At 65.1% G+C, this 15,363-nt stretch carries 17 protein-coding genes; 11 read left to right on the top strand and 6 right to left on the bottom strand.

What is annotated here, in order from left to right:
• Positions 1-127: 127 nt before the first annotated feature.
• On the top strand, positions 128-736 hold the full coding sequence (locus LK539_RS21040) for a DUF2939 domain-containing protein (RefSeq protein ID WP_227803021.1): 609 nt from the start codon (positions 128-130) through the stop codon (positions 734-736).
• A 52-nt stretch (positions 737-788) separates the two neighbouring features.
• Here LK539_RS21040 and LK539_RS21035 read toward each other — a convergent pair whose 3' ends face one another.
• On the bottom strand, positions 789-2,489 hold the full coding sequence (locus tag LK539_RS21035) for an MFS transporter (RefSeq protein WP_227803020.1): 1,701 nt from the start codon (positions 2,487-2,489) through the stop codon (positions 789-791).
• A 280-nt stretch (positions 2,490-2,769) separates the two neighbouring features.
• On the opposite strand from LK539_RS21035, the gene LK539_RS21030 reads away from it, so the two are divergent.
• The 3 genes from LK539_RS21030 to LK539_RS21020 are packed head-to-tail and all read left to right on the top strand — an operon-like array spanning position 2,770 to position 4,832.
• The gene (locus LK539_RS21030) at positions 2,770-3,072 is read left to right on the top strand and encodes a Dabb family protein (RefSeq protein ID WP_227803019.1); all 303 of its coding nucleotides are present in this window, start codon (positions 2,770-2,772) and stop codon (positions 3,070-3,072) included.
• A 45-nt stretch (positions 3,073-3,117) separates the two neighbouring features.
• Positions 3,118-3,900 (top strand): SDR family oxidoreductase, encoded by a 783-nt coding sequence (locus LK539_RS21025; protein ID WP_227803018.1) that lies wholly within the window; start codon positions 3,118-3,120, stop codon positions 3,898-3,900.
• A 23-nt stretch (positions 3,901-3,923) separates the two neighbouring features.
• Positions 3,924-4,832: an SDR family oxidoreductase gene (locus LK539_RS21020; protein WP_227803017.1), complete on the top strand. Its 909-nt coding sequence runs from the start codon at positions 3,924-3,926 to the stop codon at positions 4,830-4,832.
• Between the two features lie 94 nt (positions 4,833-4,926).
• Here LK539_RS21020 and LK539_RS21015 read toward each other — a convergent pair whose 3' ends face one another.
• From LK539_RS21015 to LK539_RS21000, 4 genes are all read right to left on the bottom strand, one after another.
• Positions 4,927-6,771 carry a glycosyl hydrolase family 18 protein gene (locus tag LK539_RS21015; RefSeq protein WP_227803016.1) on the bottom strand — a complete coding sequence of 615 codons (1,845 nt, stop codon included), beginning with the start codon at positions 6,769-6,771 and terminating at the stop codon, positions 4,927-4,929.
• Between the two features lie 147 nt (positions 6,772-6,918).
• Complete coding sequence (locus LK539_RS21010; protein WP_227803015.1) at positions 6,919-7,662, bottom strand: NRDE family protein; 744 nt, start codon at positions 7,660-7,662, stop codon at positions 6,919-6,921.
• On the bottom strand, positions 7,653-7,931 hold the full coding sequence (locus LK539_RS21005) for a DUF4936 family protein (RefSeq protein WP_227803014.1): 279 nt from the start codon (positions 7,929-7,931) through the stop codon (positions 7,653-7,655). Before LK539_RS21005 ends, LK539_RS21010 begins: the two co-directional genes overlap by 10 nt.
• A 2-nt stretch (positions 7,932-7,933) precedes the next feature.
• A complete protein-coding gene (locus LK539_RS21000; RefSeq protein ID WP_227803013.1) occupies positions 7,934-8,992 on the bottom strand; it encodes a folate-binding protein YgfZ in 1,059 nt (352 codons plus the stop codon).
• Positions 8,993-9,115: 123 nt separating this feature from the next.
• On the opposite strand from LK539_RS21000, the gene mltG reads away from it, so the two are divergent.
• Genes mltG through LK539_RS20975 form a run of 5 tightly spaced genes read left to right on the top strand, consistent with a single transcriptional unit; the run spans position 9,116 to position 12,737 of the window.
• Positions 9,116-10,114, top strand: a complete 999-nt coding sequence (mltG, locus tag LK539_RS20995; protein WP_227803012.1) for an endolytic transglycosylase MltG — start codon at positions 9,116-9,118, stop codon at positions 10,112-10,114.
• Positions 10,111-10,752 (top strand): dTMP kinase, encoded by a 642-nt coding sequence (tmk, locus tag LK539_RS20990; RefSeq protein WP_227803011.1) that lies wholly within the window; start codon positions 10,111-10,113, stop codon positions 10,750-10,752. Before mltG ends, tmk begins: the two co-directional genes overlap by 4 nt.
• Positions 10,753-10,754: 2 nt before the next feature.
• A complete protein-coding gene (locus LK539_RS20985) occupies positions 10,755-11,774 on the top strand; it encodes a DNA polymerase III subunit delta' (RefSeq protein WP_227803181.1) in 1,020 nt (339 codons plus the stop codon).
• 10 nt (positions 11,775-11,784) lie between these two features.
• The gene (locus tag LK539_RS20980) at positions 11,785-12,171 is read left to right on the top strand and encodes a PilZ domain-containing protein (protein WP_227803010.1); all 387 of its coding nucleotides are present in this window, start codon (positions 11,785-11,787) and stop codon (positions 12,169-12,171) included.
• Between the two features lie 47 nt (positions 12,172-12,218).
• Positions 12,219-12,737 carry a GNAT family N-acetyltransferase gene (locus LK539_RS20975; RefSeq protein WP_227803009.1) on the top strand — a complete coding sequence of 173 codons (519 nt, stop codon included), beginning with the start codon at positions 12,219-12,221 and terminating at the stop codon, positions 12,735-12,737.
• Between the two features lie 6 nt (positions 12,738-12,743).
• Here the strand turns inward: LK539_RS20975 and LK539_RS20970 are convergent, their stop codons facing one another.
• Complete coding sequence (locus LK539_RS20970; RefSeq protein WP_227803008.1) at positions 12,744-13,760, bottom strand: transporter; 1,017 nt, start codon at positions 13,758-13,760, stop codon at positions 12,744-12,746.
• Between the two features lie 79 nt (positions 13,761-13,839).
• Here LK539_RS20970 and LK539_RS20965 point away from each other — a divergent pair, with 79 nt between their 5' ends.
• Both LK539_RS20965 and LK539_RS20960 read left to right on the top strand, forming a co-directional pair.
• Positions 13,840-14,622: a TatD family hydrolase gene (locus LK539_RS20965; protein ID WP_227803007.1), complete on the top strand. Its 783-nt coding sequence runs from the start codon at positions 13,840-13,842 to the stop codon at positions 14,620-14,622.
• A gap of 2 nt (positions 14,623-14,624) precedes the next feature.
• Positions 14,625-15,278: an ankyrin repeat domain-containing protein gene (locus LK539_RS20960; RefSeq protein WP_227803006.1), complete on the top strand. Its 654-nt coding sequence runs from the start codon at positions 14,625-14,627 to the stop codon at positions 15,276-15,278.
• The last annotated feature ends 85 nt before the right edge of the window (positions 15,279-15,363 follow it).

Below are 15,363 nucleotides of genomic sequence, written 5' to 3'. Positions count from 1 at the left end.
GCAGTTTGGGCATGTGGATTACCCGGCAGCTGCTCGAAACGCATGGCGGCATGTTCCGCGCCGACAGCGACTGGGTCGGCCGGGGTAGCCGGTTCGCGACCGAGCTGCCTCGCGCCTGAGCCGCCGCATGCATCGCGCGCGCGTCGGCCGCGCCGGCATGCATATACTGACGGCTGAGCCAACCATCCGCGTCAACGCCATGAAGACAAGAACGGCAGCCATCGGCGCCGCTACCGCGATCGCCGTTCTGGCGGGCGTCCTCTATGCCAGCCCGCACCTGGCGCTGTACCGCATGCGCGCCGCCGTCGAGGCCCGTGACGCGCAGGCCCTGTCCGCTTATGTAGACTTCCCCAGCCTGCGCGAGAGCGTCAAGGTCCAGGTCATGCGCCGCCTGGGCGCCCAGGGCGTGCTCGGGGAATCGGGCTCGAATCCCTTCGCGGCCTTCGGCAAGGCGATGGCGCTGGCGGTGATCGATCCGGTGGTCAACGCGGCGGTCTCGCCGGCGGGCGTCGCCGCCATGCTTGACTCCGGCGACATCCGCGTCCAGCCCAAGCAGGAAAGCGCGCCGGCGCCGACCGGCGAAGGGGCGCGCGACAAGGTGAACTACGACCTGTCCTACCGCGGCTGGGGCCAGGCCGTGGTGCAGCGGGCCGACGGCGGCGGCGTCGCCTTTATCCTCGACCGTGACGGCCTGTGGAGCTGGAAGCTGGCGGCGGTCGAGTTACGCGAGGAGTAGACAAAAAAAATGCCGCTGTCGCCAGCGGCATTTCGGACCGACGACTGCGCGCTCAGTCGTGCGCGTAGATGTCGTTATCCTTGGTCTCGCGGATGAACAGGCCGCCGATGACGACGGTCGCCAGCGCGATGATGATCGGGTACCACAGCCCGTAATAGATGTCGCCCTTGAGCGCCACGAGGGCGAAGGTCACGGTCGGCAGCATCCCGCCGAACCAGCCGTTACCGATGTGGTAGGGCAGGGACATCGAGGTGTAGCGGATCCGGGTCGGGAACATCTCGACCAGCATCGCCGCGATCGGACCGTACACCATGGTCACGTAGAGCACCAGGATGAACAGCAGCAGCACCAGCATCGGCTTGTTCACCTCTGCCGGGTCAGCCTTGGCGGGATAGCCGGCAGTGGTGAGGGCGCCCGTTACCTGCTTCTTGAGCGCGTCTTCCTGGGTCTTCGAGGCGGCGTCGAAGTTCAGGCCGTCCGGGGTCATGACCGCATTGAAGGACTGGAAGGTGGTATCGCCCACTTTCACTGCAGCCACGGTGCCGGCTGGTGCCTCCTGGATGGTGTAGCTCACCGACGCGGCGGTCAGCATGCGGGTCGCGATGTCGCAGGACGACGGGAATTTCTTGGTGCCGGTCGGGTCAACCTGGAAGTGGCAGGTCGCCGGGTCGGCCACCACCACCACCGGCGCACTCTGGATAGCCCGTTCGAGGGCCGGGTTGCCGTAGTGGGTGATCGCCTTGAAGATCGGGAAGTAGGTCGCCGCGGCGATGACGCAGCCGCCGAGGATGATCCACTTGCGGCCGATCCTGTCGGACAGCGAGCCGAAGAAGATGAAGAAGGGAGTGGCGAGGGCCAGCGCGATCATGATCAGGATGTTCGCGGTGGGCTCGTCGATCTTCAGGGTCTTGGTGAGGAAGAACAGGGCGTAGAACTGGCCGGTGTACCACACCACCGCCTGGCCCATGGTCAGGCCTGCCAGGGCCAGGAAGGCGACCTTGGCGTTCTTCGGCTTCAGGAAGGCTTCCGACAGCGGCGCCTTCGAGGTCTTGCCTTCGGCCTTCATCTTGGCGAAGGCCGGCGACTCGGCCATCGACAGGCGGATCCAGACCGAGATGCCCAGCAGGATCACCGAGACCAGGAAGGGAATGCGCCAGCCCCAGGCCTGGAACTCGTCCTCGCCCATGGCTGTCCTCGTTCCCAGGATCACGAGCAGCGACAGGAACAGGCCGATGGTCGCCGTGGTCTGGATGTAGGAAGTGAACAGGCCGCGCTTGCCATGCGGCGCATGCTCGGCCACGTAGGTGGCGGCGCCGCCGTATTCGCCGCCGAGCGCCAGGCCCTGCAGGATGCGCAGCGAGACCAGGATGATCGGCGCCGCGATGCCGATCGACGCGTGGCTGGGCAGCAGGCCGACCAGGAAGGTCGAGGCGCCCATGATCAGGATCGTCACCAGGAAGGTGTACTTGCGGCCGATCATGTCGCCGAGCCGGCCGAACACCAGCGCGCCGAAGGGACGCACGATGAAGCCGGCGGCAAAGGCCATCAGGGCGAAGATGAAGGTGGTGGTGGGGTCGCCGATGAAGAACTGCTTGGCGATGATGGTAGCGAGCGAGCCGTACAGGTAGAAGTCATACCACTCGAACACCGTGCCGAGGGAAGAGGCGAAAATGACTTTCCGTTCTTCCTTGGTGATTCCGGCGGAGGAAGATGAAGCGCTCCCTCCGGCGGTCATGCCGGGTGTGATTGCCATGTGTGTCTCCGTATAGGTATTAGTGTCACCGGAAATGCTGATTGTTTGTCAGCTGTCGCGGAGTGTGTTCCGGTTTCCTTACACGATAATTACTCCAAACTTACACGGAGCTTACAGATGAGCTGTAACAAGCTGTCAACACTTCGCGTAAACACGCTTCTTCACTCTGTAAGGACAGATGCTGCGGCGCGCAATATGAACTTGCAACTTTTTTTACGAACGACCGTACTTAATCATGCTATTCTCGATTGGCCCTAGCAAGCCGTGTAAAGGAAGATAAATGCTCAAGCATATCGTGATGTGGAAGTTGAAGGATGAAGCAGAGGGCGCGGACCGCCTGAGCAATGCGCGCGAGATGAAACGCCGCCTGGATGCGTGCGCGAATATCGTGCCGGGTCAGCTCAAGTTCGAAGTGATGCTGGCCCAGCCGGGGCTGGAAGCGACCTATGACGTGGTGCTGTATTCCGAGTTCGCCGACCGCGCGGCGCTGCAGGCGTATATCGACCATCCGACGCACAAGGCGGTGGTGCCTTTCATCGGCGCGATTCGCGAAGGGCGGCAGTGCATGGATTACGAGGTGTAAGCCGGCCTCCACGCCGCATTACCAGAACAAATGACGGAGACAACAATGCGCACCACCCAGGAACTCTTTTCACTCAAGGACAAGACCGCCATCGTCACCGGCGGCTCGCGCGGCCTCGGCCTGCAGATGGTCGAAGCCCTCGGCGAGCAGGGCGCCCGCGTCGTGATTTCCTCGCGCAAGCAGGAAGAGCTCGACGCCGCCGTCGCCCACCTGAAGGAGCGCGGCATCGACGCCTCGGCCATCGCGGCCGACCTGTCCGACGAGGCGCAGGTGCAATCCTTCGTGCAGGAAGCCATTGCCCGGCTCGGCCACGTCGACATCCTGGTCAACAATGCCGGCGCCAGCTGGGGCGCGCCAGCCGAGGACTATCCGCTGGAAGCCTGGGACAAGGTGATGGACCTGAACGTGCGCAGCATTTTCCTGGTCACGCAGGCGGTCGGCAAACTGTCCATGATCCCGCGCCGCTACGGGCGTATCATCAGTATCTCGTCGATCGCCGGCCTGGCCGGCAACCCGCCGGGCACGATGCAGACCATCGCCTACAACACCTCCAAGGGCGCGGTGGTGAACTTCACCCGGGCGCTGGCCGGCGAATGGGGCCGCTACGGCATCACGGTGAACTCGATCGCGCCGGGCTTCTTCCCGTCGAAGATGACCAAGGGCGTGCTGGCCGCGTTTGGTGCCGAGAGCCTGGCCAAGGACGCGCCGCTGAACCGTCTCGGCGACGAGGAGGACCTGAAGGGCGCGGTGGTGCTGTTTGCCTCCGACGCCGGCAAGCACATCACCGGGCAGACGCTGGCCGTCGATGGCGGCGTGTCCGCAGTCTGAACGGCTAACGAGGGAGGGGGAGCATGAAGGATTTTAGCGGCAAGGTTGCCGTCATCACCGGAGCCGCCAGCGGGCTGGGACGCGAGTTCGCCAACACGGCAGCGAGCCTGGGCATGAAGCTGGTGCTGGCCGATGTGCAGGCCAAGGCATTGGAACACGCGGCCGAAGAGCTGATGGAGGGCGGCGCCGAAGTGCTGGCCATGGTGTGCGACGTCAGCAAGGGCGCGCACGTGCAGGAGCTGGCCGATTCCGCCATCGCCCGCTTCCATGCCGTGCACCTGGTCTTCAATAACGCGGGCGTCGGTTCGGGTGGCCTGATCTGGGAGAACTCGGAACAGGACTGGGAATGGGTGCTGGGCGTGAACCTGATGGGCGTGGTGCACGGCGTGCGCGTGTTCACCCGGGTGATGCTCGAGTGCGCGCAGCGCGACGCCGATTTCGAAGGGCATATCGTGAACACGGCATCGATGGCCGGGCTGCTGACGCCGCCGGCGATGGGCGTCTACAACGTGTCGAAGCACGCGGTGGTGGCGCTCACCGAAACCCTGCACCACGATTTGCGGCTGGTCGATGCGCCGATCAAGGCTTCGGTGCTGTGTCCGTACTTCGTGCCGACCGGGATCGCCCAGTCGCACCGCAATCGGCCGGACGAACTGGCCAGCCACGAGCGCACCACGGCCAGCCAGATGGCGGCGCAGATGATGACGGAAAAGGCGGTCGAGTCGGGCAAGGTGACGGCGGCGGACGTGGCGCGCATGACGTTCGATGCGATTCGGGAGGAGCGCTTCTTTATCTATTCGCATCCGCAGGCGCTGGGTGCGGTGGCGGAACGGTTTGACGCGATCGTGAAGGGAGCGCAGCCGGCGGATCCGTATGCGGCGACGCCGCAGGTGACGGAGATGCTGAGGGCAGGGGTCAAAGGACGGCGCTGAGCATCCTGTAACGGACCGCGTGGGCGGAAATCCGCCCACCCTACCGTAGGGTGGGCGGATTTTCCGCCCACGCGGTCAAATCACGTCGAATGAATCAGCGACTCGCACAGAACCCCGCATCATCATTGGTCGCCCCCGGCGCCAGGTCCGGATTCCAGTCCGCGCCCGACAGGGTCATGATGCCGTTCTCCAGCGTGTACTTCCCGTTCCACATTCCGCTCGGCGTGCCCTGCACCGGCAGCTGCACGCTCCAGCGCACCGCTTTCACCGCACTGGTATTGGTTACCGCCACCTTGGCGCAGTAGCCGCTGCCCCAGTCACCGGTGATGATCAGCCTGGAGGTCAGCGCACCGGCCGGCAGTTGCGGCGGTGGTTCCACCGGCTTGGCCGGGCGCGTCGCGCACAGGCCGATCTCGGTCGCGTCACCCGGACGCAGCATCTTGTTCCAGTTCATGCCCTTCACGACGAGCTTCTTGTTCTCGAGCGTGTAGGTACCGTTCCACAGCGAGGTGATGGTGTCCGGGAAGTCGGTCTCGGCCACGAACCAGCCGGCCACGTCACCCACGTTCTTGACAGTCATCGTGCCGCACCAGCCGCTGCCCCAGTCGTTCGGCTTGTCGAAGGTGACCGACACGGTCGGCACCGGCGCGGGCGGCAGCGGGTTCGGGTAGGGACCAGGCTCGACCGCGTTCGGATCCAGGAATGCCTTCTTGGTAGCGGTCAGGAGTGGGTTGTTGACGCCGTCCGTGGTGCCGTAGTTGACCAGCCAGATGATGGTGCCGGCTGCGCCTTCGCCCGCGCGGTTTGAATTCGCCCAGGCGCCCTTGGCGGCGATGGTCGCCGGCTCTTCGTAGCTCAGGTAGCCGGTGGCCCAGTCAGTGCGGGTGGCCGGGGTGTAGCCGCCCGGGTAGGTGCGGTAGCTGGTCTGGGTCGCGGCGTCCCAGGCGTAGATGCCCTTGTCCAGGTAGCCGTGCTTGTGCAGCTGGGCGTAATTCCAGCGCACGTCGAACACTGACCACTGGCTCAGGTCGCCGTCGGTTTCCTGGTCGGGTCCGGTGTAGGGGGGCGCGTAGTTCATGCCGTAGAAGCCGAGGCCCATGCCGAGCTTCGAGCGCGGAATGCCTTCGTCTTCGTACATCTGGATCGTGCTGGCGATCGACATTGGGCGCGAGCCCTTGTGGCCCGTGAGCGGCGCGAACGTGGTCGAGGTCCAGCCCTGGCCGAACCAGCCCATGCCGTAGCTCATGAAGTTGTACTGGTCGACCAGGTTCGCCACGCGCTTGTGGTGCTCGCTGACCTTGTCGATGTTGGTGTTGAGCATGCCGGCCGGGAAGGTGATGATCACCGGGCTCTGTTGGTAGCGCGGACGCGCATTCGCTTCCTTGCGGATGTCCGCGATCAGGGCTTCGAGCAGCGCCTGTTCCTCGACGGCCTTGTCGGCGATGCCTTCCCAGTCGACGTCGACGCCGTCGTAGCCCTTGGCGACCATGTAGTCGACCAGGTTCTTCACGAACAGCGGGCGCACTTCCGGCTGCGATGAGGCGATGAAGCCCGCGTTGTCGCCTTCGCCGCCCAGCATGATCAGCGCCTTGGTGCCGACCTGGTGCGCGCGCATGATCATGTATTCCTCGACCGTCTTGTCCCAGGCCGCACCGGGACCGAGGTCGCGCCGGTCGTGCGCCGAGCCGGCGCCGAGCACGATCTCGCCGGGCTTGCCGCTCTTGCCGCCGCCCGGACCGATACGCGCGAACACGAAATGTGTCATGGCCGTCATGTCGACGTGCTCGGGAGCCTGGTAGTCGCCGTTGTCCCAGAAGTAGCCGCCGTAGTAGCCGGTGACCCATTTGCTAGCTGGTTCGGCCGCCTGCACCGCCCATGGGCTGCTGGCGCAAGCGGCCATCAGGGTGAGAACTGCCAGACGCTTCAATGATGTTTTCATATCGTTTCCTCATGTGGTTGCCACGGGGAAACAATGTAACAGCGCGTCCGGCTGTCAATATGTCTTTGAAATGTAACGCCCCCACGGGTGGGGGAACGTAGGGTGGGCGGATTCCGCCCACGCGGTGATACGTGACGGCCCGCCCCGTTACGGCTGGACGACGCGCTCGTGCAGTTCCGGCTCGCCCTCGCGGTATAGCTTGACGACCGTCGACGTCCGGGTGCCGTAGCCCTCCATTTCGATACACACCGGCGAGAGCATGCGCTCGACCTCGATCGGCATGCCGGTCTCCGGCAGGCGCAGGTCGGGCGCGCGGGTGGTGTCGGCCAGCATCTCGAAGTAGGCGTCTTCCGGAGCGCCCTGGCACAGCAGGCTGGCGAACTGGGCCTTGGTACGCAGCACCTTGGGCCAAGGTGCGTCCAGCAGGCCGTTCGAAATGCCGTAGATGCGGCCCGGCTCGAGCGGCTTGCCACTGCGCGGATCTTCGCCACCGCGGTTCGAGTACCAGAACAGGGTGTCGCGGTCGCCCAGCACCAGGTTGTAGCCGTTATAGACGTCGCCGCGCGCGATCACCTGTTCCAGGTAGTCGGCGGCCGGCAACTCGCCGGTCAGGTATCCGGCCACGAGGTCGCCGCGCGACGGGGCGTTCTCGCGCCGCTCCAGCGGTCCCCGGATATTGGTCAGCGCAGCGAAGCGCGGGCCGTTCGGGCCCGTCGTGCTCACCCCCATCCAGCTGCCGCCGCCCTGCAGATCGCGTCCCGCGATCACGTGCGGATGCTCCGGCCAGGGGGCGGCCGGGGTAGCGGGGCGGTCATAGAATTCGTCGCGGTTGGCCGCCGCGATGACGGGCACGCCCGGCAGCACCTGCCAGGCAAAGACGATCAGGCACATAGGTCGAGGTCCGTGAAGATTTCGGACCGGCGCGGCCCTTCGATATACGCAAGCAGGCCGGCGTCCAGCGCCGCCTGCTCGACGGCGGCCGCGAAGCCGCCCGGTACCGCTGGATAGACTTCCATCCAGGTCTGCAGGCCGTCGCGCTCTTCCGGACGGCGCTTCAGCTGCGCGGGCAAGCCGAGCTGCGCCTGCATGGCGCGTACCCGGGGCGCAAGGCTGGCGGCGTTATGCTCGCGCACCTTGTAGTAGACGTACAGGTCGATCATCGTTACACGTCGAGCGCGTCGAGGTGGTAGGGCATGTGCTGGAAGCTGAGTTGCGGGCCGCCGGCGGCGCCATGGCGCACGTCTTCGCCCAGCGCGTCGAGCTTCATCTCGACCAGCAGGTCGGCGCCGCCCAGGCCGTTGGCGGCGGCGTTCACGACCATGCCGCAGGGCTGGCCGGGGTCAAGCATCGAGAATACCTCGTCACCGGCGCGGGCGGCCGGGTTGGCCACCGTGGCCAGCGCCGTGCGGCGCTTGAGCTTGCCCAGGTACTGGCTGCGCGCGACGATTTCCTGGCCCGGGTAGCAGCCCTTCTTGAAATTGACACCGCCCAGCAGCTCGAGGTTCACCATCTGCGGGACGAACTGTTCCTGGGTGGCGGCCGTCACCTGCGGCACACCGGCGTGGATGGACGCCAGTTGCCAGGCCTGGTTGCCGCCCAGCGCGAGTTCGCCGGCGAGACCCGGCAGCGCAGCGGTCGCCGTCTCGGCATCGGTCAGCCAGAGGTAGCGCGGCGCGCCGAACACGTCCGCCAGGCGGATCACGGTGCCGGATTGGCCGTCGACTTTGCCGTAAGCTGCGTCCGGCAGTTGCGCCACGTGGCGGCGCAGTGCCGTTTCGCCCTTGCCGCCGCCGATGCCGAGCACGGCCGCAAAGGGCGCTTCGTCGGTGGCGTCGCGCAGCTTGGCCTTGGCGCGCAGCACGAACATCGTCAGGCGCTTTTGCAGCGGCGGCTGGATCGTACGCGGCAGTTGCAGGTACACTGCGTCAGCGTCGCGCCAGTAGAGGAAGGTTGCCTGCAGCCGGCCCTTGGGGGTGCAGTAGCCGGCCAGGCGCGCTTCGCCAAGGCCGAGGTGCTCGACGTCGTTGGTGAGCTGGTTGTGCAGGAAGCTGGCGGCATCGTCTCCCGCGACGGCAATGATGCCGAGGTCGGTGACGGGGGCCACGAAGCCGTCGGCCAGTTCGGCGGCGGTCAATGCGCGGCCGAAATCTTCCACCTGGGCGGCTTCGTCAATATGGAAGCGGGCGCCCATCGAGGAAAGGGTATCTGTCCAGTTACTCATAATCCCGTTAGTATTAGCAATTCAGTAGCAAATAAGCTTTATCATTACGGGCTCATTATAAAGATGTCGGCAAAATCGCGCCGAGGTGGGCAAAACCCACGGCGAAAACCAAAACAAGAACCCATGGCATTCATCAAAAAATTAGTGGTCACCGGCGTCATCGTTTCGATCGCCGCAGTCGCCGGCTTTTCATACTGGGCCAAAAGCCCGCTGACGACGGACGGTCCGGCAATCGACTTCACCATCGACCCGGGCGTCGGCGTCGGCGTGGCCACCCAGCAGATGGTCAAGGCCGGCGTGCCGGTCAATCCGCAGCTGTTCAACATCCTGGCCCGCGTCACGGGCGAAGCCGGGCGGATCAAGGCCGGCAGCTACGAGCTCAAGCCGAACACCACGCCGCGCAACCTGTTGCGCCAGCTGGTGCGCGGCGAATTCGCGCAGGAAGCCGTCACCATCGTCGAAGGCTGGACCTTCAAGCAGATGCGCACCGCCCTCGCGGCCCACGAGCGCCTGCGTCACGACACCGTCAAGCTCTCGGACGACGAGCTGATGAGGAAGATTTCGAGCGAGTACACCAATCCGGAAGGCCTGTTCTTCCCGGATACCTACCTGTTCGCCAAGGGCTCCTCCGAGCTGGCCATCTACAAGCAGGCCCACCAGGCCATGCTGAACCACCTGAAGGCTGCCTGGGAAACGCGCGATCCGAGCCTGCCGTACAAGAACCCGTACGAGGCCTTGATCATGGCGTCGATCATCGAAAAGGAGACCGGGCAGAAGAGCGAGCGTGGCATGATCGCTGGCGTGTTCGTCAACCGCCTGCGTACCGGCATGATGCTGCAGACCGACCCGGCCGTGATCTACGGCATGGGCGAGCGCTTCGGCGGCGACATCCGCAAGAAAGACCTGCAGACCGACACCCCGTACAATACCTACACCCGCACCGGCCTGCCGCCCACGCCGATTTCACTGCCGGGCGTGCAGTCGCTGGCGGCGGCGCTGGCGCCGGCCAAGACCCAGGCGCTGTATTTCGTGTCGCGCGGCGACGGCACCAGCCATTTCTCGGAGAACCTGAACGAGCACAACCGTGCAGTCAACCAGTATCAGCGGCGGACGGGCAAATGACGCAAGGCGGTAGGGAAGTGCAAGGCAAGTTCATCACCTTCGAAGGCATCGACGGGGCCGGCAAATCGACCCACATCGGCTTCGTCGCCGAGTTCCTGGCGTCGCGCGGCAAGACCGTGGTGTCGTCGCGCGAACCGGGCGGCACGCCGCTGGGCGAAAAGCTGCGCGAACTGCTGCTCCACGAGAAGATGCACCTGGAAACCGAGGCCCTGCTGATGTTCGCCAGCCGCCGCGAGCACATGGCGCAAGTCATCGAGCCGGCGCTGGGGCGCGGCGACTGGGTGCTGTCGGACCGGTTCACGGACGCCAGCTTCGCCTATCAAAGCGGCGGCCGCGGCCTGGACCGCAGCCGGCTGGAAGCGCTGGAACACTGGGTCCATCCGAAGCTGCAGCCGGACCTGACCCTGCTGTTCGACGTGCCGCTGGAGGTGGCCCGCGAGCGCCTGGACGCCACCCGGACCCTCGACAAGTTCGAGCGCGAGCAGGCGGCGTTCTTCGAGAAATGCCGTAACGAATACCTGCGCCGCGCGGCGCAATTCCCGGAGCGCATCGTGGTGGTGGATTCGACGCAGACGATCGAAACCATCCAGGTGAAGTTGTCTCAAGTATTGGCTGAAGTGTTGGAGAAAACGTTGTGACGATGTACCCCTGGCAGCAAGCGGCATGGGAGCGCCTGCAGCAGATGCGCGAACGCCTGCCGCACGCCATCCTGTTCCACGGCCCGCTTGGGGTCGGCAAGGCCGACTTCATGGAAACCTTTGCCCAGGCCCTGCTGTGCGAGAACGTGCGCCCCGACGGCCACGCCTGCAACGCATGCGCGTCCTGCGGCTGGTTCTTGCAGAACAACCACCCGGATTACCGCCGCGTGCGGCCGGAAGCGCTGGAAGACGAGCCGGCGGGCGAGGGCGAGGAGGGCGGCGAGACCGCCACCAAGGCCAAGTCGACCAAGGCGCCGTCGAAAGAAATCAAGATCGAGCAGGTGCGCGCACTGGGCGACTTCATGAACATCTCGACCCACCGCCAGGGCCTGCGCGTGGTGGTGCTGTATCCGGCGGAAGCACTGAATATGCCGGCCTCGAATGCGCTGCTCAAGACCCTGGAAGAACCGCCGCCGGGCACCGTGTTCCTGCTGGCCTCGAACAGCCTGGACCGCCTGCTGCCGACCATCCTGTCGCGCTGCCGCAAGTTCGCGCTGCCGATGCCGGCCCACGACGAGGCGCTGGCCTGGCTCAAGGCCCAGGGTGTGCAGGATGCCGACAGCTGGCTGCGCGAGCAGGGCGGCGCGCCGCTCGCCGCGCTGGCGGAGGCGGAAGCCGGCAGCCGCGAAGAGATGGATGTGCTGCTGCACTTCCTGGCCAATCCGAGCGTCGAGGCTTCCTTGCGCGCGGCCGAGAAGCTGGCCAAAGCGCAGTTGTCGGCGCTGGTCGCCTGGCAGCAGCGCTGGCTGTACGATGTGCTGTCGGTGAAGCTGTCCGGCCGAATCCGCTATTATCCGCGCTATCAGAAGGAACTTGCCGGGCTGGCGGGCAGGGTGGCAACCGGCAATCTGAACCGGGCGATCAAGGCCGCCAACGAGCGCCGCGCCGTCGCCGACCATCCCCTTTCGGCGAAATTGTTTGTCGAAGATATGTTGCTTGAGTACACTTTGTGCTGTGCATGAAAGGAAACCGATGAGCGCCACCCCCGGAGAGCAGCAGGGAACGGCGGCCCCGCAGCCGCCGCGGCCGTCCGTGCTGTCGCTGGCGATCAAGGAAAAGGCCGCGCTGTACGCCGCCTACATGCCCTTCCTGAAGAACGGCGGCATGTTCGTGCCGACCACCAAACCTTATAAAATCGGCGACGAGATCTACCTGATCCTGTCGCTGATGGACGATCCCAACAAATACCCGATCGCCGGCAAGGTTGCCTGGATCACCCCGGCCGGCGCGAACAACAGCAAGGCGCAGGGCATCGGCGTGCACTTCCCGGCGGACGAAGCCGGCCAGCGCGCCAAGCTGAGGATCGAAGAAATCCTCGGCGCCGCACTGCGCTCCTCGCGCGCCACGCATACCCTCTAGTTCAGTTTTCCTTACCTTTGCTGACTTTGGATCAGCTTCGCTTATCTATGCCGTCCTACGTCCACCGCCTTGCCACCCGCGACGACCTGCCGGTCATCGTCGATATCTACAATTCCACCATCGCTTCGCGTGAAGTGACCGCCGACACCGAACCGATCACGGTGCAGTCGCGCGAAGCCTGGTTTGCCGACCATACGCCAGAGCGCCGGCCGCTGTGGGTGATCCATTCTGCTGAGGATACTGCTGAGCAGCCGGAAGTATTGGGCTGGCTGTCCTACTCGAATTTTTACGGCCGCCCGGCCTATTCGGGGACGGCCGAGGTGTCGATCTACATCGCGGAACAGGCGCGTGGCAAAGGCATCGGGCGCTATTGCCTGGAGCTGGCCATTGCGCATGCGCCGAAGGTAAACGTGCATACGCTGCTGGGCTTCATCTTCGGCCACAATGCGCCGAGCCTGGCGCTGTTCGGACAATACGGCTTCGAGAAGTGGGCGCATTTCCCACGCGTCGCGAACCTGGATGGCATCGAGCGCGATCTGATCATCCTCGGGAAGCGGGTCGCTTGACTCCGTTCAGCGCTGCCGCTGCAGCCTCAGCAGGACCCAGGCGACGAGGGCACTGAAGCCGCCGATCAGGCCGAGTACGATCAGGAACCCGTGCGGGTGTTCGGCCAGCGGCACTCCGCCCACGTTCATCCCCATCAGGCCGGCGACGATATTGATCGGCAGGGCCATGACGGTCACGATGGTCAGGAGGAAGAGGCTGCGGTTGTTGTCTTCGTTGACGCCAGCGGCAATCTCCTCCTGCAGCAGCTTGATCCGTTCCTGCAGAGCGCTCATGTCGCTCAGCACCACGTCGAATTCTTCGGTCGCCTGGCGCAGGTCCTGCAGGTCGTGCGCGGTGATCCACAGCGGTGGACGCTGCAGCAGGCGGAACACGGCCGCCGGCTCCGGCGCCAGCAGGCGGCGCAACCGTACCAGCACGCGCCGCAAGGCGCCCAGGTCTTCGCGCTTGCGAGTGGGGCGACCGGACAACAACTGGTCCTCGATGACGTCGGCCCGGGCCACCGCTTCACGCACGATGTTGACCAGTACCTCGGCCTGGTCGCGCAGCAGGTGCACCAGCAACTGGATCGGACTGTCCAGGGTTTCGCCCTGCCGCAGTGCCTGGCGCAGGCGTTCGATTGATTCCAGCGGCTTGCGGCGCGCGCTGAAGACGCCGTAGGGCGTTACGTGCACCCACAGCGTCGAGATGTCGGCGTCGTCCAGCGTGAAGTTGTGCAGCACGTCATTGACGACCGCGATCAGGGCGTCGTCGGCCGCCTCGATGCGGGTTGAGCGCGAGCCCTGGTGCAGGGCGGCGAAGAATTCCTCGGGCAAGCCTGCCTGGGTGCGCAGCCAGCGCTCGCTGGCCGAGTTCGACAAATTAAAATGCATCCAGATGAACTGCGAGGGCGGCCGCCGCGCCAGCCATTCCATCGCTTCAACCGTGCCGATGGGAACTGCCGGCGCCGCCGGCGCCATCAGGTAGCCCCATACCAGACCGGAATCGTCCGATCCGTAGTTGAAGTTCTCGATTGCCATGCGCATTCCATCCAGTGGTCCTGATGATATTGTAGAGCAAGCACCGACAGCGACGGCCTGCAGCCGACTGGATTAAAATGACGGGATGTTTATCGATTCCCACTGCCACATCAATTTCCCGGAGCTGGCTGCCCGGATGCCCGAGATCCTGGCCAAGATGGCCGAGAACAAGGTGACGCATGCGCTGTGCGTTTCCGTCGACCTGCCGGACTTTCCGCAGGTGCGCGCCCTCGCTGAAGAACACCCCCACATCTTTGCGTCGGTCGGCGTCCACCCCGACTACGAAGACACGCCCGAACCCACCGTCCAGCAGCTGGTGGAGCTGGCCGACCACCCGAAGATCGTCGCCATCGGCGAAACCGGTCTCGACTATTACCGGCTCGAGGGCGACCTCGAATGGCAGCGCGAGCGCTTCCGTACCCACATCCGTGCTTCGCGCGAGACGCGCAAGCCCCTGATCATTCACACCCGTTCGGCGAGCGCCGACACGATCCGCATCATGAAGGAAGAGGGCGCCGGCACCGACGCCGGCGGTGTCGCGGGCGTCATGCACTGCTTTACCGAATCGCTCGAAGTGGCCCAGGCGGCCATGGAGCAGGGCTTCTACATCTCGTTCTCCGGCATCGTCACCTTCAAGAGCGCCAAGGAGCTGCAGGAAGTGGCGAAGGCGGTGCCGCTCGAGCGCATGCTGATCGAGACCGATTCGCCCTACCTGGCGCCGGTACCGTTCCGCGGCAAGATGAACGAGCCGGGCTATGTGGCCCACGTGGGCGAATTCATCGCCAACCTGAAGGGCGTGTCGCTGCGCGACGTCGCCGCACAGACCAGCGAGAACTTCTTCAACCTGTTCCAGACCGCGAAAGCCTGACCATGAGCCTGACCCGCCGCGCCATCCTCGTCGTCTCCCTGTTGACCACCGCCGCGGCGGCAGCCGCCACGCCGCAGCAGGTCGCGGAATTCTTCCGTGCGGTGCAGGTCGATAACGTCTCGGCCGTCAAGGAGATGGTCGGCAAGGAAGTCAACGCCAACGAGATCAACCCGGTGGGCGGCGAGCCGGCGCTGGTACTGGCCGTGCGCGAGGGTTCGATGCGGGTCTTCGATGCATTGCTGGCCCATCCCGGCACCGACCTGGAAGCAAAGGCCATGAACAGCAACACGGCGCTGATGATGGCCGCGTTCAAGAACAACCGGCGCGCCGCCGAGGCGTTGCTGGCCAAGGGTGCGCAGGTCAACCGCGCCGGCTGGACGCCGCTGCACTATGCGGCCGCCGCGGGCAGCGAGGACATCGCGCGCCTTCTGATTGCCCGCAAGGCGAAGCTGGATGCGGTGTCGCCGCGCGAAAGCGGCGCCTACACGCCCCTGATGATGGCGGCGCGCGAGGGCCAGCCCGCTATGGTCCGGCTGCTGCTGGAGCAGGGCGCCAATCCGCTCCTCAAGAACACCGAGGGCCTTACCGCGGCCCAGATCGCCGAGCGCGCCGGCCAGACCGACATCGCCGCAAGCATTACGTCCTTCAAGCGCTGACGTTTTTACATTTCTTGTGGGAACTGGACGGTAAACACCCTCCAGCTCGACGCATGGGCGCCGTGCATCCTTGGCCATAATGGCT

Origin of the sequence: Massilia sp. IC2-476 (genome assembly GCF_020707295.1) — a bacterium.
In the GTDB taxonomy this organism is placed as follows: domain Bacteria; phylum Pseudomonadota; class Gammaproteobacteria; order Burkholderiales; family Burkholderiaceae_D; genus Telluria.
Note: the sequence above shows the minus strand (reverse complement) of the source record. Positions and strands in the feature narration are given on the sequence as shown.

Bases quoted from the DNA above. Each gene is read 5' to 3' on its own strand.
- LK539_RS21010 (WP_227803015.1), bottom strand. From the start codon at position 7,662: ATGTGCCTGATCGTCTTTGCCTGGCAGGTGCTGCCGGGCGTGCCCGTC.
- LK539_RS20965 (WP_227803007.1), top strand. From the start codon at position 13,840: ATGTTTATCGATTCCCACTGCCACATCAATTTCCCGGAGCTGGCTGCC.
- LK539_RS21040 (WP_227803021.1), top strand. From the start codon at position 128: ATGCATCGCGCGCGCGTCGGCCGCGCCGGCATGCATATACTGACGGCT.
- LK539_RS21000 (WP_227803013.1), bottom strand. From the start codon at position 8,992: ATGAGTAACTGGACAGATACCCTTTCCTCGATGGGCGCCCGCTTCCAT.
- LK539_RS20975 (WP_227803009.1), top strand. From the start codon at position 12,219: ATGCCGTCCTACGTCCACCGCCTTGCCACCCGCGACGACCTGCCGGTC.
- LK539_RS21030 (WP_227803019.1), top strand. From the start codon at position 2,770: ATGCTCAAGCATATCGTGATGTGGAAGTTGAAGGATGAAGCAGAGGGC.
- LK539_RS21015 (WP_227803016.1), bottom strand. From the start codon at position 6,771: ATGAAAACATCATTGAAGCGTCTGGCAGTTCTCACCCTGATGGCCGCT.
- LK539_RS21025 (WP_227803018.1), top strand. From the start codon at position 3,118: ATGCGCACCACCCAGGAACTCTTTTCACTCAAGGACAAGACCGCCATC.
- mltG (WP_227803012.1), top strand. From the start codon at position 9,116: ATGGCATTCATCAAAAAATTAGTGGTCACCGGCGTCATCGTTTCGATC.
- tmk (WP_227803011.1), top strand. From the start codon at position 10,111: ATGACGCAAGGCGGTAGGGAAGTGCAAGGCAAGTTCATCACCTTCGAA.
- LK539_RS20980 (WP_227803010.1), top strand. From the start codon at position 11,785: ATGAGCGCCACCCCCGGAGAGCAGCAGGGAACGGCGGCCCCGCAGCCG.
- LK539_RS21005 (WP_227803014.1), bottom strand. From the start codon at position 7,931: ATGATCGACCTGTACGTCTACTACAAGGTGCGCGAGCATAACGCCGCC.
- LK539_RS21035 (WP_227803020.1), bottom strand. From the start codon at position 2,489: ATGGCAATCACACCCGGCATGACCGCCGGAGGGAGCGCTTCATCTTCC.
- LK539_RS20970 (WP_227803008.1), bottom strand. From the start codon at position 13,760: ATGCGCATGGCAATCGAGAACTTCAACTACGGATCGGACGATTCCGGT.
- LK539_RS21020 (WP_227803017.1), top strand. From the start codon at position 3,924: ATGAAGGATTTTAGCGGCAAGGTTGCCGTCATCACCGGAGCCGCCAGC.
- LK539_RS20960 (WP_227803006.1), top strand. From the start codon at position 14,625: ATGAGCCTGACCCGCCGCGCCATCCTCGTCGTCTCCCTGTTGACCACC.
- LK539_RS20985 (WP_227803181.1), top strand. From the start codon at position 10,755: ATGTACCCCTGGCAGCAAGCGGCATGGGAGCGCCTGCAGCAGATGCGC.